This is a genomic window from Arthrobacter bambusae (genome assembly GCF_030812595.1).
GTDB classification, from domain to species: Bacteria; Actinomycetota; Actinomycetes; order Actinomycetales; family Micrococcaceae; genus Arthrobacter; species Arthrobacter bambusae_B.
The window spans coordinates 123,106-149,683 of sequence record NZ_JAUSSZ010000005.1; the positions used below are offsets into that span (position 1 = coordinate 123,106).

The 26,578-nt window shown below is 63.7% G+C and carries 16 protein-coding genes and 1 tRNA gene; 1 reads left to right on the forward strand and 16 read right to left on the reverse strand.

Annotated elements, in window-relative coordinates; all coding sequences use genetic code 11:
- Positions 1 to 97: 97 nt before the first annotated feature.
- The 11 genes from J2S96_RS08950 to J2S96_RS09000 form a co-directional block, all read right to left on the reverse strand.
- Positions 98 to 1,102, reverse strand: coding sequence for a dTDP-glucose 4,6-dehydratase (locus J2S96_RS08950; RefSeq protein ID WP_306861991.1), 1,005 nt, complete (start codon positions 1,100 to 1,102; stop codon positions 98 to 100).
- A 31-nt stretch (positions 1,103 to 1,133) separates the two neighbouring features.
- Positions 1,134 to 2,516, reverse strand: coding sequence for a nucleotide sugar dehydrogenase (locus tag J2S96_RS08955; protein WP_306861994.1), 1,383 nt, complete (start codon positions 2,514 to 2,516; stop codon positions 1,134 to 1,136).
- 507 nt (positions 2,517 to 3,023) lie between these two features.
- The gene (locus J2S96_RS08960; RefSeq protein ID WP_306861996.1) at positions 3,024 to 5,705 is read right to left on the reverse strand and encodes a LuxR C-terminal-related transcriptional regulator; all 2,682 of its coding nucleotides are present in this window, start codon (positions 5,703 to 5,705) and stop codon (positions 3,024 to 3,026) included.
- A complete protein-coding gene (locus J2S96_RS08965) occupies positions 5,702 to 8,485 on the reverse strand; it encodes a LuxR C-terminal-related transcriptional regulator (RefSeq protein WP_306861998.1) in 2,784 nt (927 codons plus the stop codon). The genes J2S96_RS08960 and J2S96_RS08965 overlap by 4 nt, the downstream gene beginning before the upstream one ends.
- 211 nt (positions 8,486 to 8,696) lie before the next feature.
- Positions 8,697 to 11,357, reverse strand: a complete 2,661-nt coding sequence (locus tag J2S96_RS08970; RefSeq protein ID WP_306862000.1) for a helix-turn-helix transcriptional regulator — start codon at positions 11,355 to 11,357, stop codon at positions 8,697 to 8,699.
- Between the two features lie 76 nt (positions 11,358 to 11,433).
- Positions 11,434 to 14,154 carry a helix-turn-helix transcriptional regulator gene (locus tag J2S96_RS08975; protein ID WP_306862002.1) on the reverse strand — a complete coding sequence of 907 codons (2,721 nt, stop codon included), beginning with the start codon at positions 14,152 to 14,154 and terminating at the stop codon, positions 11,434 to 11,436.
- Positions 14,155 to 14,334: 180 nt separating this feature from the next.
- A complete protein-coding gene (gene pth / locus J2S96_RS08980) occupies positions 14,335 to 14,919 on the reverse strand; it encodes an aminoacyl-tRNA hydrolase (protein WP_306862004.1) in 585 nt (194 codons plus the stop codon).
- Between the two features lie 104 nt (positions 14,920 to 15,023).
- Complete coding sequence (locus tag J2S96_RS08985; RefSeq protein WP_306862006.1) at positions 15,024 to 15,599, reverse strand: 50S ribosomal protein L25/general stress protein Ctc; 576 nt, start codon at positions 15,597 to 15,599, stop codon at positions 15,024 to 15,026.
- A gap of 311 nt (positions 15,600 to 15,910) precedes the next feature.
- Complete coding sequence (locus J2S96_RS08990) at positions 15,911 to 16,891, reverse strand: ribose-phosphate diphosphokinase (protein WP_306862008.1); 981 nt, start codon at positions 16,889 to 16,891, stop codon at positions 15,911 to 15,913.
- Complete coding sequence (gene glmU, locus J2S96_RS08995; RefSeq protein WP_306862010.1) at positions 16,888 to 18,396, reverse strand: bifunctional UDP-N-acetylglucosamine diphosphorylase/glucosamine-1-phosphate N-acetyltransferase GlmU; 1,509 nt, start codon at positions 18,394 to 18,396, stop codon at positions 16,888 to 16,890. Before glmU ends, J2S96_RS08990 begins: the two co-directional genes overlap by 4 nt.
- A gap of 154 nt (positions 18,397 to 18,550) precedes the next feature.
- Positions 18,551 to 18,622: transfer RNA gene (locus J2S96_RS09000), tRNA-Gln, on the reverse strand.
- A gap of 275 nt (positions 18,623 to 18,897) precedes the next feature.
- Between J2S96_RS09000 and J2S96_RS09005 the strand changes: the two genes are divergently transcribed.
- Positions 18,898 to 19,497 (forward strand): TetR/AcrR family transcriptional regulator, encoded by a 600-nt coding sequence (locus tag J2S96_RS09005; RefSeq protein WP_306862290.1) that lies wholly within the window; start codon positions 18,898 to 18,900, stop codon positions 19,495 to 19,497.
- 821 nt (positions 19,498 to 20,318) lie between these two features.
- Here the strand turns inward: J2S96_RS09005 and J2S96_RS09010 are convergent.
- The 5 genes from J2S96_RS09010 to J2S96_RS09030 all read right to left on the reverse strand — a co-directional run bounded on the left by J2S96_RS09010 (position 20,319) and on the right by J2S96_RS09030 (position 26,461).
- Positions 20,319 to 22,157 (reverse strand): ABC-F family ATP-binding cassette domain-containing protein, encoded by a 1,839-nt coding sequence (locus J2S96_RS09010; protein WP_306862012.1) that lies wholly within the window; start codon positions 22,155 to 22,157, stop codon positions 20,319 to 20,321.
- 39 nt (positions 22,158 to 22,196) lie between these two features.
- Positions 22,197 to 23,174: a 4-(cytidine 5'-diphospho)-2-C-methyl-D-erythritol kinase gene (locus J2S96_RS09015; RefSeq protein ID WP_306862014.1), complete on the reverse strand. Its 978-nt coding sequence runs from the start codon at positions 23,172 to 23,174 to the stop codon at positions 22,197 to 22,199.
- The gene (gene rsmA, locus J2S96_RS09020; RefSeq protein WP_306862016.1) at positions 23,171 to 24,052 is read right to left on the reverse strand and encodes a 16S rRNA (adenine(1518)-N(6)/adenine(1519)-N(6))-dimethyltransferase RsmA; all 882 of its coding nucleotides are present in this window, start codon (positions 24,050 to 24,052) and stop codon (positions 23,171 to 23,173) included. The genes J2S96_RS09015 and rsmA overlap by 4 nt, the downstream gene beginning before the upstream one ends.
- Positions 24,053 to 24,158: 106 nt before the next feature.
- Positions 24,159 to 25,310, reverse strand: a complete 1,152-nt coding sequence (locus tag J2S96_RS09025; protein ID WP_306862018.1) for a resuscitation-promoting factor — start codon at positions 25,308 to 25,310, stop codon at positions 24,159 to 24,161.
- A gap of 266 nt (positions 25,311 to 25,576) precedes the next feature.
- The gene (locus J2S96_RS09030) at positions 25,577 to 26,461 is read right to left on the reverse strand and encodes a TatD family hydrolase (protein WP_306862020.1); all 885 of its coding nucleotides are present in this window, start codon (positions 26,459 to 26,461) and stop codon (positions 25,577 to 25,579) included.
- Positions 26,462 to 26,578: the final 117 nt, after the last annotated feature.

The following is a 26,578-nucleotide window of genomic DNA, read 5'->3' on the forward strand; positions in this document are numbered from 1 at the left end:
GACGATCATTCCTTGGACAAGGGCAGGCGACCGGTGTGCGGATAGTCCGCTCACCCAGCCGCCTGTCCTTACGCTGTAGGCTAGCCTGCTCCTTCGTTCAAGACGCGAGGGTGATCTTCCAGCCTGCGGGATCCAGGACTTTTGCCGGCTTGTAGTCGGCCGCCACGTTGCGGATGATTTCATCCAACGTTGTCTTCGGATCGAAGCCGACAAGCTCGAAAGACTTGCTGTTGTCCGGAACCCGCCGGCGCATGTCCTCGTAGCCTTCCGAGTACGCCTGCTCATAAGGGACCAAGGTGATGACGCTTTCGCTGCCGAGGAGTTCAACGATCCTTTCGGCCAGCGTCAGGATGGAAATCTCGTAGCTGCCGCCGAGGTTGTAGGCGTTTCCGTAGGCAAGAGGTTCCTCGGAAATCCGGACGATGGCGGGAACGATGTCGCCGACGTAGGAGAAGCACCTCGTCTGGTGGCCGTCTCCATACACCGTCAGGGGCTCGCCGGCGAGAGCCTGCCTCACCAGCCGGGGAACAACCATTCCGTAGCGGCCGGTCTGCCGGGGACCGACCGTGTTGAAGAGCCTGACTATGGCAACCGGCAACCCGAATTGGCGCCAGTACGCATGGGCAAATGCCTCGTCAATGCCCTTGGCCGCAGCATAGGTCCACCGGGATTTGAGCGCGGATCCCAGGATGCGGTCCGCTTCCTCCGAAAGGCTGTCCGAGGCGTTCTTGCCGTAGATCTCGCTCGTGGAGGCCAGCAGCAGCGAGGCACCCGATTCCAGGACCGAGTCCAGGACTACCTCCGTGCCATGGATATTCGTACGGAGGCTCTCCAGCGGGTGGTCGACAATCAGGTTCACACCGACTGCGGCCGCCAAATGGAAGACCCTATCGGCACCTGCCACTACTTTGTCCACTGCGTCGCGGTCGAGGATGGTGCCCTCGATGAAATGGAAGTTCCGGTGGCCGATGACGCCTTTGAGATTCTCCAAGCGTCCGGTGGACAAGTTGTCCAACACGGCGACTTCGTCCCCGGCAGCCAACAAATGTTCAACAAGGTGGCTTCCTATGAACCCGGCACCGCCGGTTATTGCTGTTTTCATTACTCCTGCTTCCGTCGAGATCGTGGTGGATCTAGAGCCGGGTTACGTTGTCGGCCTTGGGCAAGCGGTAGGTCGTGTCCAGGACCGCCGGCGCTCCGGCCAGCCAGTCAAGTTCCATCTGGGTGTGCTTCGTGTGCAGGATCACCAGGTCCGCGCCCCACTCAGCAGGCGATTGCTCGGATTCCAGTGTCCCGCCGTGGCCGTCCGGAGCCGTCCGGCACCACGGATCGGAGAATGCCACTTCCGCTCCGTCGGCGATCAGGGAGGTGATGATCTCCAATGCCGGGGATTCCCGGAGATCTTCGACGTCCGGCTTGTACGCCACCCCGAGCACCATGACGCGGGCACCGGCAACACCGTGGTTGCGGTCCGACAGGATACGCCTGGCCTTCTCCACCACCTGGTGCGGCCTGCCTGCAATCCCGGCCATCGCTTGTTCGATCACCGGGGCCGTCAAGCGGGCTTTACGCAATTGCCACAGCAAGTAGTGGGGATCGCAGGGGATGCAGTGTCCGCCGACTCCTGGACCTGGAGTGAATGCCATGAATCCATAGGGTTTGGTGGAAGCCGCATCGATGACGTCCATGACCTCCATATTGAGTTCGTGGCAGATATCAGCGAATTCGTTCGCCAAGGCGATATTGACAGCCCTGAAAGTGTTTTCCACCAGCTTCGTCATTTCCGCGACGTCCGCCGACGGCACAACGTGAACCAGTTTGGTGCTGGCGCTCAGAAGCCGTTCGGCAACCTCGCCGCAGGCCGGCGTCACGCCGCCGACTACCCGCGGAACGTCTTCGTGGGAGAAAGAATCCACGCCGGGGTTGATGCGTTCCGGCGAGAAGGCCACGAACACGTCATGGCCTGGAATAAGCCCCCTGGCAGCCAGGGGCAAAGCCAGGAGGTCCCGCGTGGATCCGACGTACGTTGTCGACGTCAGCATCAGCAGCTGGCCGGTGGTGGCGAATTCGACCACCGAGGCACAGGCCGCCCGGAGAATGGAGAGGTCAGGGACCAAGTACTCGTCTACGGGAGTCGGAACGCAGACCACAACCGCGGCAGCGTGTGCAAGCAACGACAAATCACTGCTCAGCATGAAGGTCGGGTCCGCGAGCGCGTTGCTGAGCCGCTCCTTGTCGGAGTCCAGGAGATCGGCCCGTTGCTCGCGGATCACGGCCAGCCGGGCGTCGGACACGTCAAGGCCCAGGACCCGCCGGCCGGAGGCATTGATGGCCAAGGCTGTGGGCAGGCCTACATAGCCCATGCCCACAATCGCCACGTCGAAAGTAAAGGCCTGGTCCTGTGGGGTAATCCGTGTTCCTGCGCCCTCAGGCCATGCTGGTGCCTGCGTGTGCAAGGACTGCGAGCCCGCGCTGGGCTCTGCCTTGAGGGTCTTTACCTTCGTGTTCGGTGCCATGGTCAGTCGACCTCCCGGTGCCTTTTGTCTCCAGTGTGAAAGAAAGCCGGCGGCGAAACGGGACGTGCCCTGGTCTCAGAGGGCACATGACCGCCCGCCGCCGACTCGTTTTTGGGGGTACCCGCCGAATGTTGGATACCGGCTGCATCGGAGTTCATTTCTCGCCGGATCACCGGGTGGTTTTCCTGTAGCAAAGAATTCTTCCTGCGCTTCATCTCGAGACCCACTTATCCCCAATTGAGTAGCGTTTGCCATCAGGAAAAGCGTATTAACGAACCCTTAGGGCGGGCGCGAGTGGGCTATACCCGTCTTTGGATGCGGGATCCCTTCCGAGGCCATTGACTACCCGTCCGAGCGCTTTTAACCACTCGATTCAGTACTCGCTTTTAGGCCTCACGCCTTTCACGCGCCTGTATTCCAGCGCACGAATTACAGCGCACGACGGCGGAAGGAGGCTGGGGGGAAAGCGTTACCCCGTCGGAGTGGTCAAGGTAGTCGCGCCTGCGGCTAGCCCAGGTCCTGCGAGCCGTGGGCACCGTTCATCAAGTCTTCCCTGTGGCCGATGCCAAGCTTGGCGAACATTCGGTACAGGTGCCCCTCAACGGTACGCAATGACAAGCCCAAGCTCAGGGCGATGTCCTTGTTGCTCGCTCCCGACTGCACCATCGTTGCGATTTCCTGCTCGCGCCGCGTCAGCTTCTGCAGATCCGGGGAACCCCCGTTTACTGCCGGGCCGGCCTTGTCCAGGGCCGCGGTGCGGCGCTTAAGGAGCCGCTGTCCCTCAAGCTGGCGTGCCTTGTCCCCCCGGCTTTCGAGGATCCGCAAGGCATAGCCGGCACAGTCCGCTGCGGCAAGCTCCAGGCCGTCCTTGGCCGCCGAATCACTCAGCTCAATAAGGCGGTCCGCGTCCTTGTGCGTGAGGGCACGGCCGACGTTCAAGGCAAACTCCGCTGTGCGCCCTTCGCTGCCCTCGGCTACTGCTGTCAGCCGACGCGCCACGCCCGGGTCTCCCAGCCTCAGGACCAACATCAGGATGTCGATCTCTGCGCCGATCGCTCCGTCCGCAGCCGCGGAATCCGCGAGGGACATGAGTCTGGCGATCGCTGTCGGCGATCCGGTATGTTCGGCTCGCGCCACTGCCGCATGACCTTGCGCCAGCAGCGACGGGTGCACCCCGTCCCGGATCAATGCGTCGTATTCGTTGGAGTACGTCATGGCAGTTTCCCGGCGCTTCAGGATCGACGCCGCGTACGCCGCGGCAGCAACGGCGTCGGGCAGGTCGCTTCCCATATCCGAGACCCGCAGCATGCTGACCGCCTGGCGAAGCCGTGGCAGCGCCACTCCGAGGTCTCCGCGGCGAAGTTCCACCATTCCTGCAGCCAAATGGAGCATCCCGCCTGAATAGATCAGGGAATTCGGTGCTTGCGACACATGGTTTTTGAGATACGTTTCAAGAACGCCGAACTCCCCTGCCTGTTGCAAGGCCAGGATGTAGCGGCGCATCACCATTCCCGCGTACTGGAGGCTCCAGTCGCCGCTCGTGGCCACCATCTCCTGGATCTCCATCAGAATCTGGATCGCGGAAACCGGCCGTCCCGTGACCGCCAGGGCCTCCGCGAGGAGGGTGCCCGCCACAAGGCGGGACTCGTCGTCGTCCGCTTCCTGCCAGATCTGTCGGAGCTCACGCTCTGTCTCGATGTAGTGCCCTTCGGCCTGGAGGCCTTCCAGCGAGAGGAGCCTGCTTCCCAGCTTCCCGCGTTCCAGTTCGTCAGGGTCGATGCCCTGCCGGGATTCGGCGAGCTTGGCCAGGGCTGCCTCCCATTCGTATGCCGCCTGTTTGATGGCGTTCGGTCCGACGCCTTGGCGCCCCGCAAGCTGTGCCGCCAACATCGATGCCAGCCGGACCGTCCGCGGATCATTTGTCCTATCCACCACTCCGGCGAGCGAGGACACCGATCCCCTGATGTCGCCGCGGTACCATTTGGCCCGCGCCACTTCCACCTGGGCCGTCAGCTTCAGGGAAGGATCCTTGATTGCCCCGGCTACCCGTTCCACATAGCTGGGGATGAACAAGCGGTTGGCCAGCTGCGCTGCTTCCAGGATGTCGGAGTCCGGAACTTCGATGCCCGATTCCAATCCCCAGGAGACGTGGCGCAGCAGTCCGTCCATGGTCTGCGGCTTGGACTCCATGAGGTTCACGATGCGCCGCCTGACAGTCATGCTGTGGGCGGTTGGGACCAGTTGGCGGATCACTTCTCCGACAAGTGGCTGGGCCAGCCGGACATGCCGGGCGGGGTCGGACGCGATCTCGATGAAATGCAGCTCCTGCAATTCGTCCACGGCGCTGGAGTCGCTGGCTTTCTGCACTACGCTCAGCGGGACAGGCTCCGCCAGCGCGACGGTCTCCAGGGTCTCACGCTGTGCGGCTCCCAGCATCAGGATCTGGTTGCGCACGAGGTCCATCAGACGCACGCTGGTTCCACGAAGCTCGCCGGAGAGCATCCACGCGTCGTTTCGGCAGACCAACTGGCCGAGCGACTTGGCGTGCTCGATGAGTTCCAAGAGGAACATCGGGTTTCCGCCCGAGTACTTGCACAGGACGGCACTGGTACCTTGGACGACGGGCGCATCCAATGCCTGGGCGCAAAGCTGGTTGACTTCCTGCTCGTTGAGCGGCTGCAAGTCGAATCGGTCGACGAGCCCCTCGGACCACATCGAGAAAACCTCTGCTGGCGGCGCAGGATATGGACGGCACAAGAACACGACTTTGGCGGCTTCCGCGGCCGCCAATTGCGCCAGCACCGCCACGCTGCTGTCATCGATGTGATGCGCGTCCTCCACGATCAGGACGGCGGGTGCCGGATGTGGCTGGCCGGCCGGATTCAACGCAGCCACGACGGCCCTCAGGACCGACAACGGCTCATTGATCTGTCCGGGGGTCAGGGCCGTCAGCAGGGGCGCCAAGGCGGCAAACGGTACCGAGGCCAAAGTGGGACCGGCAAAGACCCGGAAGGGCCGGATGCGTTGCCCCAATTCATGGACCACTTCGTTAATCAGCGCCGTCTTGCCGATGCCAGCGTCGCCGAAAAGCAGGACCCCCGGGCCGTTGACATCGAGAAGACAATCCACCACTGCTGCCGTCACGCTGAATCGCCCAACAAGTGCTTTTTCCGAAATTACCTCAGTCACTTGGCACCACCTTCGACGTTGCCAAGCGCGAAGCTCAGCTCGGAGCGTTCCACGATTTTCAGCTTGCCGAAGATCTGGTAGAGGTGCCCCTCCACCGTGCGTACTGAAACATGGAGCTTCGCAGCTATGCCTTTATTGCTCTCCCGGTTCGCGGCCAGCCTGGCGATCTCCAACTCGCGGGCAGTCAGCTTGAGTCCCTCTTGGTTGCCGCTTTGCGGTGTACGCAAGCGCTGCCGGCACGTCTCCGCGAGCTGCCGCGCCCTCCTGAGTGCCGTCTTGTCCAGCTGAACCTGGTCAAGGTGCAGCACGGTCTCGGCGATATCGAAGGCGAACCTGTCGTTCTGCATAGCTTCAGCCATCCGTGCGGCTTCGAGAAGCATCTCAGCGCTTCCGGATATCGTCGCCCGTGCGTACGCAACGCACAGTTCAGCGAACTGTCCCTGGCAGCGGAGGGCCGAGTCCAACAGCCGTGGAGCGGCTGCCACCGCGCCAAGCCGGACGGCCGAGCTGAGGCAAAAGATCTCGTGGCCCGGGGCACCCTCGTCCCGGTCGGCGTCGGCCAAGCGGAGGAGCTCCTCGACGGCCGTCTCCGGGCCGTCGATCCGTTCCCGGGCCAAAGCCGCGAGGTACCGCTTCGTCCGTTCCTTCCGCCATGTCGGCCTGCGCAGCTGGGTGGATGCTTCTTTCAAGTAGCGCAGGGCCTGCTCCTCTTCGCCTTGCAAGGCCGAGGCGTAGGCTGCTGCCGTGCAGGCCACATCCAGCATGCCTTCGTTGTCCTGGACCCGCAGCTGGCTTATCACCGGAATGAGCGCGTCCAATCCGTCCTGGCCCCGGCCCTGGATGCACCGGAAGATCGCTTGGGGAAGATCGATGGCGGTGGGCAGGGCCTCAGCGGAGACCAGGAGATCATCGCCGGGCTGGACCATTTCCGCTTCTTTATCCCACCGTCCGGCGAGTACGAAGGCGAACCGCAGCCTCGATGTGGCGCGTCGGGCTGCGGCGACTGAAACAGCGGGATCATGGCAGTCGGCTGCAAGCTGTTCGGCCATGTCCGCCGCCTCGGATTGCCGTCCCGTCAGGGCCCATGCCTCGCACAGCCAGCTCCCGGCAAGGAGGCGGAACTCGGTGCCGTGCGATTCAAAGTCGTCAAGTTCCTCTTCGAGCCTTGTTGCCATCTCGGCGTAGGAACCCGAATAACTGGCTGCCTGGGATTCGGCCAGGACAAGTTCCTCCCGCAGCGTGGCGATGGCCTGCCCCTCGCCGGCCGTCTTTTTTTCGCCTTCGAGCCGGCGGCGGACGTGTGCCAGCGTCTCGCAAGCCTGCGCCGTGGTTTCGGGGCGGGCCAGCAGGACCGAGGTTTCGGCCAGCTTGAGCCGGACCCAATCAGCAAGGGCACCTTCATCCCCGGCCCCATCCGGGTGTTGCCGCAGTACGTCCCGGGCCCCTGCGATATCCCCCAGTGTCATCAACGCACGGGCTTCCTGCGCTACCGCGCCGGGGATCGCGGAGTGGCCTGGAATGGACCGGACCAAACGCAGGGCCAGCCGCGCATCGAGTTGCCGATTCGCCACTGCCGCAGCTTCAAGCGCTTCTTCCTCTCCCAGCTTGGCTCCGCAGTCCAAGGCCCAGGCGGCCATGGTCAGCAACATCGAGCGTTGGCCGAGGCCCGGATCCGTCGATTCAAGGAGCAAGCTCCGAAGTTCGTTGCTACGGCCAGTGGGAACGTTCGCCCGGACCACGTCACCCACGAGCTGGCTTTGGAGCCGGGCCATCCTGGGCAGCGAATCGTCGACGACAAGGACGCCCCTTTTCTCAAGGGAATCCACATCGTCCGCCGAGGCGAGCGCAAGCAGGGATTCGAGGGGAACGGCCTTGGCGAGTGAGAGGATCTCCAGGACCTTGCGCTCGCCGCCGCCCATCCGTCCGAGCCGCGTGGTGATCAGATCGGTGATTGCCCTGCCGTGGTGTTCGCTCCGGGACGTCAGGACCCAGACGCCGTCGCTTTTCAGAAGCGCACCCGATTCGGCGAGCTCCGCCGCGAGCATCTTGAGGTAGTGGGGGTTGCCTCCGCTGGCTGTCCACAGGGCGTGGGCCCCGGACGGAGAGACCTGTGCTCCGAGCCCGGCCTCGAGCCAGGCGTGCGATTCCTGGAAAGTCAGTGGTTTGAGGTCTATCCGGTGCAAGAACCCGTCGCCGCAAAGCCGCGTGATCTCGCCGCAGAGCCTCTGGGGGTCGGTGCAGGTGAGGACGAGCTGCGCGGTACCGTTCCTCGCGAGCTGGGCCACTGTCATGGCCGCCAACTCGTCAAGCTCGGTCGCGTTCTCGATCACCAGGTACACGCGCTTTCCCTCGGCGCGCTCACGGAGCAAATTGGTGAGCGCCGACAACACCAGGACGGGATGGGCCAGGTATCCCGGGTCAAGATCGCTCAAGAGGATATTGAGGGCGCCGTAGGGTGATCTGGCCAACGCTGCGCTGCCGCGGACGACGACGACGAATGAGCGTTCGCGTAGTTCGTTCACCGCGCGGGTAGTCAAGTAGCTCTTGCCGCTTCCCGATGGGCCCGTGACAAGCACTCCACCTTTGGAGGCTGCCAGCGCAAGGGCGATGTCCTCGACAGCCGCCCTTGGTCCGATCGGTGGCCACGACGTCGAAATGACCGCCTTGCTTTCGGATCCCTCGGATGAGGATGGGGCCGCGGATGACTCGAATGCCTGGTACCGGGACGCGCCTCCGGACCGAACGGCGCGGACCGTAGATGCACTGCCTGCTGTCAACATGAGCGAGACCCCCAGTGATCGAGTGGTGACACCCCCCAATTAACCAGCTAGCCGTTTGGCCCACACCAGTAGTGAGTACTCGACTTTCATACTGCCGGATACTCGTACGCGGGTGTGAGTACCCTTGCCCCGGGTGGCGGGTACTCGTCGCCGACAGTGGCGATCGTTCGAACCGAGAGTGCACTACTACTGCCTCGCGGCCATCCTGGCTTCAGCGCGTACTCGACGCTTCCTGTGCGACGGCGGCAGCGCCGGCGAGTTCGTCCCTGCCGGTGATCCCCAGTTTCGAATAGCACCGGTACAGATGCCCTTCGACGGTCCGGACCGAGATAAGGAGCGTGTCCGCAATCTGCCGGTCGCTGAGGCCTTGGACAGCGAGATTGACGATATCCCACTCCCTCTTGGTCAGCCTCGGCACCACCGACTCGTTGTGTGCCTCCTCGCTGCCCTTCCCCAGCTCTTCGTTGCAGCGCGCCAGCCCCGCGCGCGCGACCGCGCCGAGCTCTTTGGTGCGGCCGGGATCCGACGCTGCCAGCGCCAAACCGTAGGCTTTCGCAGCCAGGTGATAGATGGTGGCAGCCTGCAGCTTCTCCCCGGCAGAGACATACCGGACGGCTTCCCCGGACTTGAGCGCAAGCCCGTATTCCGCGAGTGCTTGCGCCCATTCGCCCTCCGTCGCGGCCGCGGTTTCACAGAACCGCTCGAGCCTGCTGGTGTCTCCGAGGCCAAGCGCAAGCTCCAGGGCATGAAGTTCAAGGTACGTGGCGTTTTCCTTCGCGGCGCTCTCAGCGTTGAGGTGCAACGCTTCAACGCCGGAGCCGTCGGCGCTGAACAGTTCACGCGCGGCGTCGAAAAAACTGCGTGCCTGTGCCGCGAGAAGGTGGGTGCTGTGTTGTCCCCAGGTGCTGTAGTCCGACTGGTACCTTTCGGCTTCAGGCAACCCGGCGCCGGCCGCGGCATAGAAAGCCATGGCAGCACACAGCCCGAAAAGATTCTGCGGATCGCTGTCCCGCAGTGCTTCGAGGCCGGCATTCAGCAACGGCAGTGCATCGCCGGGCTTTCCCTGCCTGATGGCAATGTATCCGGCCACTGCGTAGGCCGCTCCGCCGAAGGAGGCCATCGAGACACCCGACGTTTCGTAGTACCTGTCGAGGAGCTTTTGTGCGTCCACCCAGTCGCCTACAGCCAATGCACAAATGACGAGCCGGGCCGAGATGAACTCGGGGACGAAGAAGACGTCGTTCTCCTGGGGCTGCACCAAGGCGGCGGCCTCGAGAACCAACAGCTTTGCCTGGCGTCCGCGGCCGAGGGCGCAGAGCATCTCTGCCTTCAGGGCGAGGGCAAGGGCCCTCGCCAGTGGACCCAAAGAGCCTTCCCCGGCTGCCGGCCGAAGGAGCACCCGCTCCAGTTCAAGGCCCATCCTCCCGTAGTCGCCGTCCACGGAATCAGCAAGCAGGCCGATCACGGTGACGGCGAGCTCCACCGCGGCTTTTGCCTCCGGCGTCCGCTGGCCTTGGAGGCCGGGCTCCTGCTCGCCCCACTCACGGAGGGCCCCGGCTTCTGCCCGGATCAAGGAAGCCGGCTGCCCGACGGCGGCACGCGTTACCGCGCGGAGAAGGCTGCCCGATGCTACGCGGGAGGGTCCGGCGTCGCCGTCCACCGTTTCCTGGGCGAGGACTGCCGCGGCCTCGTCCCGGCGGCCGAGATTGAAGTATGACCGGGCCAAAACCGCCTGGGCAACCGACTGCCACTGCTTGTCCCGCACCGCGGCCGCCATGCGCAATGCCGTCTGGCTCTGCAGGAGCCTCGCCGACAAGACCGCGGCCCGGATCAAGAGGCGATCGGGCACGTCCGCCCCGCAGTCAAGTGACCATGTCACCATCCGCAATAACGAGTCGGGGTTGTCCTCCAAAACATCCATCCGGGAGATCAACTGCCGGTGCAATTGAAGGCTCTGCGCGGCCGGGACGATGCTGCGAAGCACCTCTCCATAGACTGGATTGACGAGTCGGAGGGTTGGCAACCCGTTGCCCCCTGGCCTGACTAAATGCTGGTCCACCAACTCTTGGACGGCCGCTTCACCGGCCACAACATGAATCAGCGCCTCGTCCACAGGTTCTGCCAACGCGATCAAGCTCAAGGCTTCCCTGCCCTCGGGCGAGATGCGCATTAGCTGAAGTTTGACTGCGGCCTCAAGCTTCACCGTATGGACGGGTGCAGCGGCTGTCTTGAGCCAAACGCCGTGCCTCTGGACGAGGGTCCCCGATCTCTCGGCTTCGCGGACAAGGGTCTTCAGGAGAAGGGTGTTGCCCCCTGCCTCCGTCCAGAAACCATGGCTCGTGCTGTTCAGGACGATTCCGCCCAGCAACGCTTCGCACAATTCGTGGCCTTGCTCGGCCGTCAGCGGCTCCAGGTCAAACCATTCGGCGGCTCCCTCGTGCCACAAGCGCAAGAGCGGCCCCGGGACTCCCGGTCGCGGAACACATGCAGCCACGATTTTTACCCAACCTGCCTGAACAAGCTCCGTCAGCATCGCGCACGTGGCATCGTCCAGGTAGTGCGCGTCGTCAACGAACAGCAGTGCTGGTCCCGTACCTACGCGGATAGCCTCGAGGTGATCCCAGAGTGAGCGCAGCACGGCGACCCGGGAAGATATGTCGGCAAGTGAAAGGTGGGAAAGGAACGGAGCCAGGACTCCATACGGGACAGCAGTCAGCGACGGGCTCCCGTGAATCGGGACTACCGCGTGGTCCCCGCCCAGGACGCTGCCGAGCTGGGCCAGGAGCGATGACGCGCCGAGTCCGGAATCGCCTACGACGAAGACGGCCGAGCAGTCATCCGCACGGATTGCGGCCGTGATTCCGGGAAGCAAATGCCCAAAGTCGATCCACGGTTCAGGCGGTCTTGTACCGCTTTCTCCGACATGACCATGCACCGCCGCAGCGTTGTCATGACTGCGCGGTTCCTTCAAGCTCGCTCCTCGATGAGATTCCCATTTTCGTGAAGATTTGGTAAAGGTGGCCCTCCACTGTGCGAACGGAAACTTGCAACTGGTTGGCTACCTCTTTGTTACTCAACCCCTGACTGGCCATCTTTGCAACCTGACGCTCCCTTTCGGTCAGCTCGGGTCCGAAAGTGTGCGGTGTCAGGGGCAGTACGGGTAGGGTGCCGACCAAGCGGTCAAGCCGTTGCTGGGCCAGCCTCGCGGACGCTGAATCGCTGGCTTCCCGGGCGATGTCCAAGGCCAGGACGGCGCAGCGTGACTCCACCGCGTCCAATTTCAGTTCCTGGGCAACAGAAGCGGCGAGAAGCAGGGTCTTCGGGTCCTTCTTGCGGCTTCCCTCCGCCACCATCCGGTTCACTGCGGCCATCTTGCCTTGGCGGCGGGATGAAACCTGCTCCAGGAGCAACAGCTCGTCCTCGGTCCCGTGGACGGTGGCGCCGAAGAGGCTGATGGATGCCGTGGTGATCCGCCCTTTCGCCAAGTCCCGGTTGGCCGACTCGATGAGGCCTTGCTTCGCCCCGGGGTCCTTCAACCAGCGTCTTGCCATCCGGACGCAGAACTCGGCCATCCATGCGGGGAACCAAGCAGTCTCCCCCTGTCCTTTTTCGGCCAATTCGAGAAAGGACCGGGATTCCTTCACGTCGCCGGCCTGGGCGTAGGCAAAGGCGAGCGCGGAGTAGGCCAGGACGGGTCCATAGTAGTTGCGCCTGATTTCCAACTGCGCCTGGGCCCCCAGCAGGGTGTCGATCGCCACCGAGGCGCGTCCAGCATAGGTATAGGAAACGCCCAGGGCTAGTTCGGCGGCACCGCCAAGATAGTGGATGTTCTTTGGCTGCTGATCAAGGGTCGCCGTCAGCATCCGGGCGAGTTCCTCCCACTGTCCGCTGCAAAGGAGCGCGGCGAACAAGCCTTCGGACAACCAGTTGTGCAACCTCGGACGGGCCTTTGCGCGCTGTATCTTATGCCTCAACTCGCGCGCCAGTTCGATGGCCTCCATTTCCCTGCCGAGTATCGCCCAGGCCATGGTCAGCAGGCTCCCGCAGCTCAGCCGCTGTTGAAGGTCAACGCCATCCCGGTACCCCTGCTCCAAGGCTTCGGCAACTTCGGCGTACTCGCCCTGGTGGACCTGGAGCTCGAAACCCGCGAGCTCGAGCATCCCGGATGCCCGTTCGATTTCCGCGGGATCGGCTTCGGCTTCCTGCGAACGGCGGGAAAGATCCTCCTTGGCCTCGGCGATGATGCCTGGTATCTGGAGGTGACCGCCTGGCATCCACAAGAGCGCACTGCAGAGCTCCTGGACATAGTCCGCATAGTCGTACGCGGGGAGGCGCCGAAGCTGCTCAGGCGTCACGTCCTTCAAAGCGGCCACCGCAGCCTCGTGCTCGGCCAGAATGACGTGGGAAACGCAGCGTTGCCGGGCCGCAGGCACCCATTCCTTGTCCTCGCGTCCGATTTGCCTGGCGCATTCCAAGGCGAACCAAGGATCGAATTGCTTGTTCGCTGCGGTCGCTGCCGCCAAGGCTACTCCGGGCTCAAGGGTTTCGTGTACGTTCAGCGTCGAAGAGGCAAAGCCCAGGAGCGCCTCGGCATCCAGGTCCCGGGTAATGCTGCCAATCACCCCCGCGGCAAGCTGTCGCAGTTCATTCCGCCGTGGCAGGTCCATCCAGCCTCGAATGACCTCGCCCATGTACTCGTCGCGCAGTGCCACTCGGCGTGCATCTGACGGTTCGATGCGAAGATAACCGGAGGACTCCATCTCCGCAACCACTTCAGGTTCCAGGACGTCCAGGAGCACGGCGAGCGGGGCAGTTCGAATGAGGGCGACCAGCTCGAGGGCTTCCCGGACGGCGGGGCTCTCCCGGGCCAGGCGCGAGCGGACCAGGTCGGTCAGGACTTCCGCGGACGAAAGGTGGATTTCGCCCTTCATTGCCCAGACCTGGCCAGCCAAGTGCAGATTGCCCGAGCGGAGCTGCTCGGTGACGATGGCTTGGAGCACCAGGGGATTTCCACCGCTGGACGCGTGCAATGCACTTGCAGCCGTTGCGGTCACCCGTTTTCCAAGGACGCCGGTCAGCAATTTGGCGACTTCCGCACGGGAAAAAACCTGAAGTTCAACCTCGTCCAGGAGGCCGTCTTTCAACAGCCGGATCAGGTCTTCAGGCATGTCCGTGGCTTGGCGGACAGTGACGAGCACCTTTGCGGTCCCGCTAATTAACAAGTGCACCAGGAGGGCCGTGCTCATGGTGTCCAGAGCAGGAAGTTCCGAAAGTACTATCAGCACGTTGCGTCCGGCGGCGTCCGAACTTATCAAGTGCGAGATGCCGTGGATGATCGCGCTGGGCGAATCCGCCGCCTCTGCCGGCAGCCTCGCGACAAGATGGGCGAGCGCCCCAAACGGAGTGTTGATGTCCGTGGAGCCGTGGAGGTGCAGAACGTGGGTCCGTGGAGTGAGCCGGGCTTCCACCGAACGGGCAAAAGTCGCCTTGCCTACGCCCGGAGCGCCAACCACCACCACCCCATACAGGGACGGTTCGCCGAGCGCTTCAATAACCGTGTTCTGAAGCTCCTGCCGGACCAGCGACGACCATTTTCGACGCTCTGCAGCGCCCAGTGCTTGCCGCTCCGTTGCGGGTCGGCCTGTTTCAGGCTCCGGTATTGCTCGCAAATTAGATCACGCTACCTTCGCAGCTCTGGCGGACGTGACGTTCAGCGGGTCGTTTGCTTTTGGAATTTCCTCTTCAGCCCGACAGTGATTGGAAAGTATCATAGCGATCGGCCCGAATCAATTAGCCAGCCAGCGAGCCACCGGGTACTTGTTAACAACCGAGCGGGTACGAGCCAGCCGCTACGCCTTGACCGGGTGGTACTTCTGTTGGGCGGCGAGCAGGCCTTCCGTCATCAATACCTCGACGGCATCCGCCGCCTCATCCAGGAGGAAGGGAAGCTCCTTCTTCTCTGCCGCTCCGAAGTCCCGAAGGACATAATCCGCGGTGTCCATCCGTCCCGGTGGCCTTCCGACGCCCACTCGGACACGGAAATAGTCCTTTGTCGCCAAAGCCTTGGAAATATCCCGCAGGCCGTTATGCCCGCCTTCTCCGCCGCCCATCTTCAACTTGACGGTATTGAAGGGAATATCAATTTCGTCGTGGACGGCAATCACGTGATCGGGAGCGATGTCGAAAAACCTGGCCAGGCCGGAAACGGGTCCCCCGGAAACATTCATATAGCTCATCGGTTTCGCCAGTACCACTCGTGGGCCGCCGATCCCAAGCCTGCCCTCGACCACCTGGGCCCGGGCCTTGTGGGCCTTGAAGCTCCCGCCCATGCGCGAGGCAAGTTCGTCCAGGACCATTTGGCCGACGTTGTGGCGGTTGTGGCTGTATTCAGCGCCGGGATTGCCAAGGCCTACGATCAGCCAAGTGTCTGTCATGGAGTCATCCTAGGGAATCAAGAGGGTGGAATGAAAAAGAAGTGGCCGGGACCCCTCAGGGACCCGGCCACTCGCAAGGCGTTCGCCTCAACTACAGAACAGGACTACTCGGCAGCGGGAGCTTCGGCTTCTTCCTCGGCAGCCTGGGCTTCCTCGGAGATGTTGACGATGAGCGTCTCGGCGTCGGTCAGGAGGGAGACACCCTTCGGCAGGACGATGTCCGAAGCGTGAACGTGCTCGCCCGCCTTGCGGCCCTCGATGCTGACCTCGACGGAGGTGGGCACGTGGGTTGCTTCGGCCTCGAGGGAAACCGTGGTGGCCTCCTGGTTGGCGACAGCACCGATGGCAGCTTCGCCCGTGACGTGAACGGCAACGTCAACGGTGACCTTCTCGCCCTGGCGGACCGTCTGGAGGTCGATGTGCTCAATGATCTGCTTGATCGGGTCGCGCTGGATGTCCTTCACCAGGGCAAGGTGCTCTTCGCCGTTGATGTCCAGGGACAGCAGGGCGTTGGAGACGCGGACGGCCAGCGTGGTGGCGCGGCCCGGCAGGTTGATGTGGATGGGCTCAGCGCCGTGGCCGTAGATGACGGCCGGGATCTGGCCTGCAGCGCGTGCGCGGCGGGCGAAACCCTTGCCGAATTCGGTGCGCAGTTCTGCTGCGAGCTTCTGCTCAGACATGTGTACTCCTTGATTACTGTGGCGCCGGCAAATTGCCGGCAAGTCGATCAGCAAGGGCGGAGGTCTGTGGTGACCTTCGACGCCCGGCGGAATGCCCGCCGCTGAGCAGCAAGTTCAGTCCGCCTTCATGGAAGGAGATTCAGACCCAGTCGATAACGGAGACCCGCACTCCGGTTTTATCCGGATGTGCTCTCCCTCGCCAAGGTATCCCCAAGAGTTTAGCAGCCGCATGCGGGTACGGCCCAACTGGCTCGCAGCCCTTGCCGGTTTGGCAGCGCGACAACGAATGCCAGTAAGCCGGCTGGCGGGGACTAGGCGTTGCCGTCGAAGAGGCTCGTGACGGACCCGTCGTCGAACACTTCGCGGATGGCGCGCGCGATCAGGGGTGCGATCGACAGCACCGTGAGCTGCGGGAAGCGTTTGTCGGCCGGAATCGGCAGGGTGTTGGTGACGACAACCTCGCGGGCACCGGAATCGGCCAGGCGCTGCGCCGCGGGATCCGAGAACACGGCGTGGGTGCACGCGATGATGACGTCCTTCGCACCGGCGTTCTTGAGGACTTGGACGGCGCCGGAGATCGTTCCACCGGTGTCGATCATGTCGTCGATCAGGACACAGGTACGGCCTTCGATCTGCCCGACGACGGTCTTCGAGACGGCCTGGTTCGGCACCGTGAGGTCGCGGCTCTTGTGGACGAACGCCAGAGGCGCGCCGCCGAGGCGCTCAGCCCACTGTTCGGCCACGCGGACACGGCCGGTGTCCGGCGAGACAACAGTGATGTTGTCCGCTTCGACCCTGGTACGGATGTAGTCGGCAAGCAGCGGAATGGCCATGAGGTGGTCCACGGGACCGTCAAAGAACCCTTGGATCTGGGACGTGTGCAGGTCCACGGACATGATGCGGTCCGCGCCGGCGGTCTTGTAGAGGTCAGCCACCAAGCGGGCGGAAATCGGCTCGCGGCCGCGGCCCTTCTTGTCCTGCCGGGCGTACGGGTAGAACGGCGAAACGACCGTGATCCGCTTCGCGGAGGCCCGCTTCAGGGAATCGATCATGATCAACTGCTCCATGAGCCAGTTGTTCAGCGGGGCCGGGTGCGCCTGGATGACGAAGGCATCGGTGCCGCGGACGCTCTCCCCTGAGCGCACATAGATCTCGCCGTTCGCGAAGTCGTAGGCGTCGATGGGCAGGAGTTCCGTTTCCAGCTCCTTGGCGATTTCCTGCGCCAGCTCGGGGTGCGCCCGTCCGGCGGCGAGAACCAGTTTCTTCTCGCCGTGTGCGGTAATTTCGCTCATGCCTGTGTGCCCTCTTCTGTGGTTGCCGGAGTACTTGAGGAATCGGGGGTGGCAGTGGAGCCAAGCGCGGCCTGCGCAGCCTGGGCCAGGTGGGCCGAGTTGCTGCCCTGCCGGTTGGCGATGACCCAGCCTTCGGCGTTTCGCTGCGGAGCAACACTCAAGGTGAGGGCTCCAGCGGGAACGTCTTTGCGGATGATGGCCCCGGCGCCACTGTATGCGCCGTCGCCGATCGTTACGGGGGCCACGAAGACGGTGTTGGAACCCGTCCGGACGCCGGAGCCGATCACCGTGCGGTGCTTCTTCTCGCCGTCGTAGTTGGCCGTGATGTTGCCGCAGCCGATGTTGGTGTCCTCGCCGATCTCAGCGTCGCCGGCATAGCCGAGGTGGGACAGCTTGGACCCACGGCCGATCGTCACGTTCTTGGTTTCGTAGAAGGCGCCGATCTTGCCGGTCTCTCCCAGGACCGTGCCGGGGCGCAGGTACGTGAAGGGGCCCACGCTCGCCTTGGCACCGATAGTGGATCCTGAGCCATGAGTGCGGGCCACTTTCGCGCCTTCGCCCACCGAAACGTCGGTGAGGGTCGTGTCAGGCCCGACGACGGCGTCGCGCGCCACAGTGGTAGCGCCGTGAAGCTGCGTGTTGGGAAGGATCCGCACGTCCTCGTCGAGGACAACAGTGGAGTCGATCCACGTGGTGGCGGGATCCACCACGGTCACGCCGGCGCGCATCCAGGCTTCGACGATGCGGCGGTTGTGTTCGGCGCCCAGGGCGGCGAGCTGCACGCGGTCGTTGGCGCCCTCCACCTGCCAACGGTCCCCGGTGACGACGGCGGAAACCCGGCCTCCGGCGTCGCGCGTCAATCCGAGCACGTCGGTGAGGTACTTCTCGCGCTGGATGTTGTCAGTGGTCACCTTGTGCAGCTGCTCGCGGAGCACTTTTGCGTCAAAAGCGTAGATCCCGGAATTGACCTCGCGGATGGAGCGCTCGGCGTCGCTGGCGTCCTTGTGTTCGCGGATGCCCAGCACAGTGCCGTCCTCGGCACGAAGGATGCGGCCATAGCCATTGGCGTCGTCAAGGACAGCAGTCAAGACCGTCACCGCGTTGCCCTCGGATTCATGCGTGGCGACAAGCTCGGAGAGAAGGGAACCGGTCAGCAATGGCACGTCGCCATACGTGACCACCACCGTGCCGTTGAGTTCGGCTTTCGCGTCCAGGGCGTCAAGGGCCACTTCCACCGCGCGTCCGGTTCCCGGAATGTCGTCCTGGTCCACGATGACGGCGTCTGGATCGATCAATTCAATGTGCGCAGCGACGAGGTCCCGTTCATGGCGGACCACCAGGGCCAGCTGCTGGGGATCGATGGAACGCGCCGCGAGGATGGCATGCGCCACCATGGAGCGTCCGCCGATTTCGTGAAGGATTTTGGGAGTCCGGGACTTCATGCGCGTACCGGCTCCGGCAGCTAGGACAATCACAGCGGCGGGGCCAGTAGTATCGGGGCTCACGAAGTCGCTCTCCTTGCTCGGTTACGTCCGGGCGAACCCGGCTGCGGCATCTGCTCTATCCTACTCTTGCCGTTTCACAGCCTTCCGTGCAGCCGGTGGACAGCTTCGGGAGAGGCCGCGCCTTCAGAGGCGGTGCCGGCAGACCACCGACAAGTTCCGCCCATAGGATTCGAACCTATACTCCACGGCTCCAAAGGCCGGGGTGCTGCCATTACACCAGAGCGGACCGTGCGTACGCGGCCTTTGCGGACGCAGGGTCCGCGGGCTTCCCGATCGACCGGGTCGCACACACAAGAATCTAGTTTGCCATGACCATTGCGGTGTTCGCGACTTGGCGCATCCCCGAGTCCTTTTCAGCAGTATTGGCGGAACCTCCGACGCCGCTGCACGCTTGGTGTAGGGCATGATGGATGGGTGAGCAATAGCACAGGACTTCCCCCGCAGCCGGCGGGTTCCAAGGTGATCAACCACCGCCCCGGAGGCCAGGCTGTACGTGCCCGGATGACAGGCTCCCAGCGTCGATCCCAGCTCATTGAAATCGGCCGGACCCTCTTCGCCGCCCGAGGCCTGGACGCCACGACCATTGACGAAATCGCAGCTGCCGCAGGTGTGTCCAAGCCGGTTATTTACGAGCACTTCGGTTCGAAGGAAGGCCTCTACACGAAAGTCGTGGAGTTCGAGTTCCGGATCCTCCTTGACGCGATCAACGAGTCCCTCGCCGCCGAGGCCAAGCCACGCGTCCTTGTGGAACAGGCTGCACTTGCGTTGCTTGGCTATATCGAAGAGCGGAGCGACGGCTTCCGGATCCTCATGCGGGATGCCCCGCCGTCCCAGCCGGAAGGCGCCTTCTCCACCCTGCTTTCCCATGTGGCCGACCGTGTGGAGGGCCTTCTCGCCGACGAATTCTCCCGGCGCGGATTCAGTACGGCCGACGGCGCCATGTACGCCCAGATGCTCGTGGGCATGGTGGCCATGACCGGCCAATGGTGGTCGGACCACCGCGAGCCCGATAAACGCGCGGTAGCCGCCCACTTGGTCAACCTGGCATGGAACGGCCTGACCGGCTTGCAAAAGGAGCCGGAGCTGCGGAGCGAGGCGTAGGGCCTGGGTGGGTCAGCACCTTGCTCGCCTGTTGCGTGTCCGTGGTCACCTCCGCGTCGCGACGGCCCTTCGCCGTCGCTTAGACACAAGTCATAGGGGCACCTGCGGTCGCTGGGCGACCTCCAGTGCCCGATGACTCGCGATGCGCTCCCAACCGAAGGCCCCCAACGCCGCTCGTGCCAAAGGTTCCGTTCCGGCTCCGACGCGCTACCTACCCGACGACGCGCTACTTACCCGACGACTCGGAAAATTCCTGACGACACCGGAATCCGCGCGTCGAGAGCAATTTTCCGTGTCACCAGCGCATTTGGGTGTCGAAATCAGCCCACGATCCACCGCGATGCACTCCTACCCGAAGGCCCCCAACGCCGCTCACGCCAAAGGTTCCGGTCCGGTTCCGACGCACTACTTTCCTGTCACCAGCGCATTTGGATGTCGAAAACAGCCCACGATCCACCGCGATGCACTCCTACCCGAAGGCCCCCAACGCCGCTCACGCCAAAGGTTCCGGTCCGGTTCAGACGCACTACTTTCCTGGCGACACGGAAAATTCCTGACGACACCGGAATCCGCGCGTCGACAGGCCATTTGGGTGTCACCAGCGTATTTGAGTGTCGAAAAACGGGGGCACCCAGGTGACTTCCCGCCGGAGGCGGTTCTTCCGAAAGGAGCGCATCGCGGCACATCGTGGGCTGGAGGTCGCTCAGCGACCGCAGGCGCACAATTGTGCCGTGTCTAAGCGACGCGGAAGAGCTGACTCCGGCACCCAGGGCGAGCACCCCAAGGCGACCACGGAACCAGGACAGGAGGCGAGCCCGCGCCTACTCCCCCAGGATCTCCGCCGCCTCGAGCCATTCGAGCTCGAGGTCCTCTTTTTCATCGAGGAGCTCCTGGAGCTTCGTGTTCAGCTCGCCGAGCGCGTCAAAGTCACCGGATTGGGACTTGGCAGCCATCTGTACGTGAAGTTTCTCTTCTTGTTGCGCGATCTTGCCTAGCTGCCGGTCGATCCTGTTCAGGTCTTTGCGGGCTTCACGCTTCTCTGCTTCGCTCGGACCCGAAGCGCCGGAGCCCGGGCCGCTGGCCGCCGTCGGCCTGCTGCTTCCGCTTGAGCTGCTGCCGGCCACTGCGCCGCTCGCCAACGCGGCTTCGCGCAATTCCAGGTACTGGTCCACGCCACCGGGAAGCCCGCGCAGCTTGCCATCGCCCAGGAGCGCCATTTGGGAATCCGTGACGCGTTCGAGCAGGTAACGGTCGTGGCTGACTACCACCAGGGTCCCGGGCCAGCCGTCCAGGACGTCTTCGACGGCGGCAAGGGTGTCGGTATCGAGGTCGTTGGTGGGTTCATCGAGCATCAGGACGTTCGGTTCGCCCACGAGCAGGCGCAAAAGTTGCAGGCGGCGCCGTTCGCCACCGGAGAGGTCGGTGACGGGCGTCCACTGCTTTTCCTTCGTGAACCCGAGCTGCTCAACGAGCTGGCCGGCGGTGACTTCCCTACCCGCAACGCTGAAGGCGCGCTTCTCGCGTTCGATGACCTCGATCACGCGAAGGTCCGACACGTCGTCGAGCTCCTTGACGTCCTGGCTGAGAACCGCCGTCACAACAGTCTTGCCGCGCTTGACCTTCCCGGACGTCGGGGCGATCTCGCCGTTGAGGAGCCTCAGCAGCGTGGACTTTCCGGCACCGTTGACGCCCACGAGCCCGAGCCGCTGCCCGGGAGCCAAGCGCAGGGTGACGTCGTCGAAGAGTTTCCGGCCAGCCGAGTCGCCGCCGTTGAAGTCAAGGGAGACGCCTTCAAGGTCCAGCACGTCCTTGCCGAGCCGGGCGGTTGCCATCTTGCTGAGGGCCACCGAGTCGCGCGGATCAGGAACATCGGCAATCAGCTCGTTGGCGGCTTCGATGCGGAACTTCGGTTTCGCGGTGCGCGCCGGAGCGCCGCGCCGCAGCCACGCCAACTCCTTCTTGACCAGCTGTTGCCGCTTGCTTTCGACGACGGACGCCATCCGGTCACGCTCGGCGCGGGCAAGCACGTAGGCCGCGTAGCCGCCGTCGAACGGGTCCACCACGGCGTCGTGCACTTCCCACGTCCGGTTGCAAACTTCGTCCAGGAACCAACGGTCGTGGGTGACCACAAGGAACGCTCCCTGGTTGGCCCGCCAGCGGGTCTTCAGGTGCCGGGAGAGCCAGGCGACGCCTTCGACGTCGAGGTGGTTGGTGGGCTCGTCGAGCATGATCACGTCGTGGTCCTCGATGAGCAGCTTGGCCAGGGCGACCCTGCGCTTTTGTCCGCCGGAAAGGGCGTGCACGTTGGCGTGCCAGTCGACGTCGGCCACGAGCCCGCCCATGATCTCGCGGATTTTGGGGTTCGCGGCCCATTCGTGGTCGGCTTGGTCGCCGACGATCGCCGCACCCACCGTGAGGTCGCCGTCGAGCACGTCTGACTGGTCGAGGTAGCCGACATTGACGTCGCCGCGTTTGGTGACACGGCCGGAATCCGGCGTCGAGCGCAAAGCCAGCAAGCGCATCAGCGTGGACTTGCCGTCGCCGTTGCGCCCGACCATGCCGATCCTGTCGCCGTCCTCCAAACCAAGGGTTACGCCGTCGAGGATAGTGCGGGTTGCGAACGAAACGGTGAGGTTTTCACCGCCAAGCAGGTGGGCCACTGGGTACTACTTTCTGGTGTGAACAGTCGGGGCGACGTGTCATAGGAGGGTATCGGAGATGATCCGGGCACCGGGAACCGGCCCGTGCACGGCAAGCGCGTTGTGTCCCAGGTGCCGAAGGTCCTCGGCAAGCCCCTCGGCAGCCCGCGGATTGTGCGCGAGCAAAGCCACGGTGGGGCCGGAACCGGAAACAATCCCCGCGAGGGCCCCGTTGGACTCCCCTATCCCGATGGTGTCCCGCAATTGCGGGGCCAGCTCGATCGAGGCGCGCTGAAGATCGTTGATAAGGACTTTGCTCAAGGCGTCCGGATTCCCGTCGCGCAGCGCCTGCAGGATTTTGGCGTCGACCTCGAGCGGTTCGGGGATCTCGAGTCCCTCAGTGGTCCGAAGCCTGTCCAAGGTATGAAAGACCTCAGGCGTTGAGAGTCCGTAGTCGGCGCAGACCAGGACCCAGTCCATCTGTGCCTTCGCGAGGGCGGGTGAGAGTTCGTCGCCGACGCCAAGCCCGACGGCGGTGCCGCCAAGGAGCGAGAACGGCACGTCCGCGCCCAGCTCGGCTGCGAGGTGTGCCAGTTCTTCGCGTGACAAACCGCTGTTCCAGAGGGCATCGCAGGCCAGGAGGGTCGCCGCGGCATCGGCCGAGCCGCCGCCCATGCCTCCGGCCACGGGGACGCGCTTGGTGATTTCCAAGTGCACGCCCGTGGCGTTCTCCGAGACATCCTTCATAATGGCGGCAGCCTTGTAGGCCAGGTTCCGCTCGTCCAGGGGGATGTCCACTCCGTCGAGGTCCAACGTGCTTGCGGGATCGATGCTGACCGTGATCCCGGGCCCCTCCGTGCTCGTGGCGGCTACTTCCTCGTACAGGGACACGGCGAGATACACGCTGGCCACAGAGTGGTAGCCGTCGGGCCGCAGGGGGCCGACGTTGAGGGAAACGTTCACCTTGCCCGGTGCCCGGACGCGAACGGTCCGAGCGACGACGCGCCCCCGGTTTGCACCGCTGATCGCCGGATTCATGCGTCCAGGGGGTGGCGTGCCTCGGCGATCCGGACAAACGCGTTGATATCGAGCACCTCTCCGCGGGCTGTCGGATCAACGCCGGCAGCAACGATGAATCGTTCGGCCTCCGCCGCGCTCCCGGCCCACGTTGCGAGCGCCGCGCGGAGCGTTTTGCGGCGCTGGGCGAACGCGGCGTCGATGACCGCGAAGACCTGTTCGCGCGTGGCGTGCGTTGCCGGCGGGGCGCTGCGGGTGAAGGACACGAGTCCGGAATGGATCTTCGGAGCCGGCCAGAAAACATTCATGCCGATCACGCCGGCCTTGCGCATGCGGCCATACCAGGCGGCCTTGACCGACGGGACTCCGTAGACCTTGGAGCCGGGACCCGCAGCCAAGCGGTCCGCCACCTCGTCCTGTACCATGACCAGCCCGTGCTGCAGGCTCGGGAAATGTTGGAGGAGGTGAAGAACCACGGGGACCGCCACGTTGTACGGCAGGTTGGCCACGAGGGCAGTGGGCTGCACCGGGAGCTCGGTGACTTTCATGGCGTCGGAGAGCACGAGGTGGAAATCGTCCGCCGACTCCGGGCGCCAGGTGCGCACGGTGTGCGGCAACTTGCCGGCCAGTACGGGATCGATTTCGACGGCGACCACGGTTTTGGCGGCGTCGAGCAGGCCGAGCGTAAGGGAACCGAGCCCGGGGCCGACTTCAAGGACGGTTTCCGCCGGATCGATCGCGGCGGCAGCGACGATCCTCCGGATCGTGTTGCCGTCGATGACGAAGTTCTGCCCCAGGGTTTTGGTTGGGCGGACACCGATTTCCTCGGCGAGCCGTCGGATGTCCGCAGCTCCCAGAAGGGGCGCGACGGCGGCGTGTTCGGAATTCGGTTCAGTCACCTAGGTATCGTATCGTCTGAGCAGGTAGCGGGAGCGCCCGCCTGCAATCTTCAGCACGCGAAAAGGCCGGGCCCGGAGATTCCGGACCCGGCCAATTTCACTCTGCTTAGCTCGAGGCTGCCCATCCGCAGCCCCACGGAGAGAGGCCGCGCTGCGCGTAGACGCGGTTTGCGATGTCGATCTGCTGGGCCTTGCTGGCCGCGGCGGCGTTGGGAGCGTAGGCGCCACCGCCGGAACCGATCCAGGTCTGGATGTCGAACTGCAGGCCTCCGTAGTAACCGTTGCCGGTGTTGGTGGCCCAGTTCCCACCGGACTCACATTGCGCGATCTTGTCCCACATTGCCTCATTCGGGGCGCCGGTAGGTCCGGAGGCAACAGCCGCCGCGGGGGCAGGCTTGGGGCGTTCCTTGGTTCCGACCGTCACCTTCGCCGGGACCGGCTGGACGGTCACGTCCGAGGAGACCAAGGTCCGGGAAGCTTCGCGACCATCCACCAGGACGAGTTTGAACGTCTTGCTGAGGAGCCCGAGGACCCCTTCCTGGGTAACCGTCTTCTGGTCGGTGAACTGGGTGGCGTCTTCCGTGGTGACCGTATCGAAGGGGACGTTCTCCGTCTCGGTGGCGGTCTTGCTGGTATCCACCCGGGAAACCTTGATCACCATGTTCTGGACAACGGGAGCGGAGTTGGGCTGCGAAACCCGGTCGTTAGCGCCGAGCGAGACGCCGGCGTCGTTGAGGACCGTTCCCACGTCGGGCGCCGTCGTCGTCTTTGAAGAGCTCTGGCCGTCTACGATCAGGCTGATCGTCTTAGGGGTCAGGATCGAAACATAGGATCCCGAGACCGCCAGCTGGGTGTCTTTAGGCTGGGAGACAGCCGATGCGCTCGCGACGCCAAGTTGGGAGACGAGGCCTTCGACATTGGGAGCCGTTGTGTTGACCGTCCGCTGGGCACCGTCCAGGTTGACGGTGACGGCCTTGGCCAGGTTGACGTTGATGATGGAACCGTTCTGCACCGAGGCGTCCAAGGCCGGGGAAACCCGGTCTTCAGCCTTCAGGTCGACCTTGGCTGCCTTGACCACCTGGTCAACGGTATTGCCGAAGGTCTGGACGGAACTCACTTTGCCGTCGACGTTGAGGGTGACTGATTTGTTATTGCCCGTAAAAGCAACTACTCCCAGTACCAGTGCCGAAAGTACCAGCAACTGCGCACCGACCTTGACGAAACTGAACTTGCCGCCCGTGGTGAAGAACTTAACCATGTTTGCCCGTAACTTTTGGACCATCCGGGCACGGGGAAAAGCGCACAAGGGCCTCCTGCTGCGGTCCCGGATGCGTGCCGAAGCACGCAGGAGGACTGCAGCGGAGGTGTGCACCGCCACACTCAATTCAACTTGAAACACCAATTGCGAACGGAGTTAGTTGTCCGTAGGCCTTCCCCGACCCCGGCTACTGGTTACCCACTGTAACCGAAGCGTTATAAAGTGACCAAGATTTTTACATACCGGGTATGTAGTGGGATTTTCACTCAGTCCCAGGACCCATACGTCGCCACAGTGTTTTGAGCTAGCTGGGAGCACAGAACCGATAGCTCCGTTCCTGTCACTTCAGCCATGGAACGAACGGTGTACGGCACCATGTAGCTTGCGTTCGGACGGCCCCGGTAGGGATGCGGCGTGAGGAACGGGGAGTCGGTTTCGACGAGCACCAGTTCCGGATCCGCGATGGCAAGCGCACTCCTCAGATTTGCGGCGTTCTTGAACGTCATGGTGCCCGCAAATGACATGTACCAACCGTTCACGTTACAGATCCGGGCGAGCTCTTCATCGCCCGAGAAGCAATGGAATACCACCCGCTCCGGGGCGCCCTCCTCCCGGAGTACCTGGACGACGTCGTCATGGGCGTCACGGTCGTGGATCTGGAGGGTGAGGTCCAGCCTCTTCGCAATATCGATGTGCCGGCGGAACGAATGGCGCTGGTGCACCAGGCCCTCGCCGTGGGTGCGGAAGAAATCAAGTCCTGTTTCGCCGATCGCACGCACCCTCGGATGGGCCGCCAGTTCTTCGATTTCCGCGAGCGCCGATTCCAGCTCTCCACGCCCCGCATACACCGGGGCATCGTTGGGGTGGATGGCGACAGCTCCGAGGAGACGCCGGTCCGCGTCAAGCGCTTGGACCGTGAACCGCGATGACTCCAGGTCGCAACCGACCTGCACCGCGCCCTGGACACCTACGGCTTCGGCCGCGTCCAAAGCATCCGCCACTGCAACTTCGAGCAAGCCATGCCGGAAGTCCAGATGCGTGTGGTTGTCCATCACCGGTACCGGCAGCGGCTCGGGAGCAGGCGGGTATTCCTTGCGTGAATCGCCGGTTTCAGGCGCGCGGTAGGAAGCCGGCGGGAGGGAATTGCACATGAATCCACCCTATCTTTCCCTGCTGCCGCAATCCTCACCACTCCCTGCTGGATCTTCCTCTGTCAGCGTCGGCCCCCGGCTGGGTAGTCTGGTACAAAGGCGGCATTTATCCCGGCC

What these genes read in the sequence shown, in the direction of transcription:
- J2S96_RS08950 (WP_306861991.1), bottom strand. Translation starts at nt 1,102, where the DNA reads ATGAAAACAGCAATAACCGGCGGTGCCGGGTTCATAGGAAGCCACCTT.
- J2S96_RS08955 (WP_306861994.1), bottom strand. Translation starts at nt 2,516, where the DNA reads ATGGCACCGAACACGAAGGTAAAGACCCTCAAGGCAGAGCCCAGCGCG.
- J2S96_RS08965 (WP_306861998.1), bottom strand. Translation starts at nt 8,485, where the DNA reads ATGTTGACAGCAGGCAGTGCATCTACGGTCCGCGCCGTTCGGTCCGGA.
- pth (WP_306862004.1), bottom strand. Translation starts at nt 14,919, where the DNA reads ATGACAGACACTTGGCTGATCGTAGGCCTTGGCAATCCCGGCGCTGAA.
- J2S96_RS08985 (WP_306862006.1), bottom strand. Translation starts at nt 15,599, where the DNA reads ATGTCTGAGCAGAAGCTCGCAGCAGAACTGCGCACCGAATTCGGCAAG.
- J2S96_RS08990 (WP_306862008.1), bottom strand. Translation starts at nt 16,891, where the DNA reads ATGAGCGAAATTACCGCACACGGCGAGAAGAAACTGGTTCTCGCCGCC.
- J2S96_RS09005 (WP_306862290.1), top strand. Translation starts at nt 18,898, where the DNA reads ATGACAGGCTCCCAGCGTCGATCCCAGCTCATTGAAATCGGCCGGACC.
- J2S96_RS09015 (WP_306862014.1), bottom strand. Translation starts at nt 23,174, where the DNA reads ATGAATCCGGCGATCAGCGGTGCAAACCGGGGGCGCGTCGTCGCTCGG.
- J2S96_RS09025 (WP_306862018.1), bottom strand. Translation starts at nt 25,310, where the DNA reads ATGGTTAAGTTCTTCACCACGGGCGGCAAGTTCAGTTTCGTCAAGGTC.
- J2S96_RS09030 (WP_306862020.1), bottom strand. Translation starts at nt 26,461, where the DNA reads ATGTGCAATTCCCTCCCGCCGGCTTCCTACCGCGCGCCTGAAACCGGC.